Genomic DNA, 1,493 nt, shown 5'->3' on the forward strand with positions numbered 1-1,493 from the left:
ACTATCGATATGCATATCAGTAATATCCGCCTCAAAATCGGCGATGATGCCAAAGAACCCCGCTATATAAAATCGGTGTGGGGCATCGGTTACAAGTTTATGGGTTAACGTATGTCCATTTTTACTAAAATCACCTTTTTATTTCTCATCAGTTTGACCCTTATGGTGGGTATCGGGTACAAAATCGATACCATCAATACCGAAAAATACGAAGCGATTGTTCTCCAAAAATACCTTCTTGACGGTCGAAAAATATTTAGATGGATGGCGACATCGACCGCCGATGAGTTAGAAGATGAATTTCGGACGCTGAATCTGGTGAAAATCGCTCCCGTAACGCCCAAAAAAGTCCTTATGCGCCAGTCGCATACGTTTGGATTGATTGAGATTTTCAAAGATGAAAGGAGCGAATATATCCTCCACATCCGCTATATCGATGATGATATTTTTCTTCGGGACACAACACTCCAAGATGTGCTGAGGGAGGGGTGGATACTCAATGCCTTGGTAGTTGCCGATATGGTTGTTTTGGCGGTGATATTTGTTCTGATTTTACGTATGTTATCCCCTTTGAACTCGATTACGGGGAGCATGCGCCGTTTTGCCCTCGGAGAGTATCACAGCCGTAGCCCCATAGCGTCTCACGATGAGATAGGGGAGGTGGCACGAAGCTATAACGATATGGCGCAAACCATCGAGAATATGATCCTCTCACGTGAAGAGCTACTGCGCGATGTCGGGCATGAACTTCGAACTCCCATAGCTCGCGGGATGTTTGCCCTAGAAGAGGTTGCGGAGTCAAGCGCACGTGAGACACTAAAACACTCGTTCAAAGAGCTCGATCAGCTGACACGTGAACTTTTGGAGATAGAAAAGCTCCAGTCAACCGATACGATGCAATCAACGCCGTTCACTGCTGAGACACTCGTTATGGAAGCATTTTCGAAACTCTATATTGACGATGAATCAAAAATATTAGTTAATATTAAGGATAATTACACCTTAAATGGGGATTTGCATTATCTCTCTTTGGCACTTAAAAATCTCCTCGATAATGCGCTGAAGTACGCAGAGCAATTTCCCATTATTTTGGAGGTTTCATCGAATCGTATCAGTGTTTACAATCACGGGAAAGCGCTCGAAAAAGAGTTCAGCTATTTTCTCACCCCCTTCACCCGTCAGGAACGCTCACGCACCTCTGAGGGGTTTGGTCTGGGGCTGAATATCGTCAGTAAGATCGTATCAAAACACGGCTATACGTTGAGTTATGAGTACAAAGAGGGAAAACATTGTTTTTCCATTATCACCGAACACAAAAATTAAATTGAAAAGAGACCTATGACACCTTATATCGCTATGCTAATCCCCGCTATCGTTGCTTCATTAGGCGGTCTATTGGCCGTATATTGGAACCCATCACACCAAACGCGCAGCTTGATTCAGCATTTTGCCGCAGGGGTCGTATTGGCGGCACTGGCCGTTGAAGTATTGCC

At 44.5% G+C, this 1,493-nt stretch carries 2 protein-coding genes; both read left to right on the plus strand.

Annotated elements, in window-relative coordinates; genetic code table 11:
* The first annotated feature begins 3 nt into the window (after positions 1-3).
* Entirely contained in the window at positions 4-108 is a 105-nt protein-coding gene (locus tag JZU62_RS03630; protein ID WP_295012049.1) for a helix-turn-helix domain-containing protein, read from the plus strand.
* 3 nt (positions 109-111) lie between these two features.
* A complete protein-coding gene (locus JZU62_RS03635) occupies positions 112-1,323 on the plus strand; it encodes an ArsS family sensor histidine kinase (RefSeq protein WP_295011989.1) in 1,212 nt (403 codons plus the stop codon).
* The last annotated feature ends 170 nt before the right edge of the window (positions 1,324-1,493 follow it).

This window comes from Sulfuricurvum sp. (assembly GCF_019163035.1).
Taxonomy (GTDB): Bacteria; Campylobacterota; Campylobacteria; order Campylobacterales; family Sulfurimonadaceae; genus Sulfuricurvum.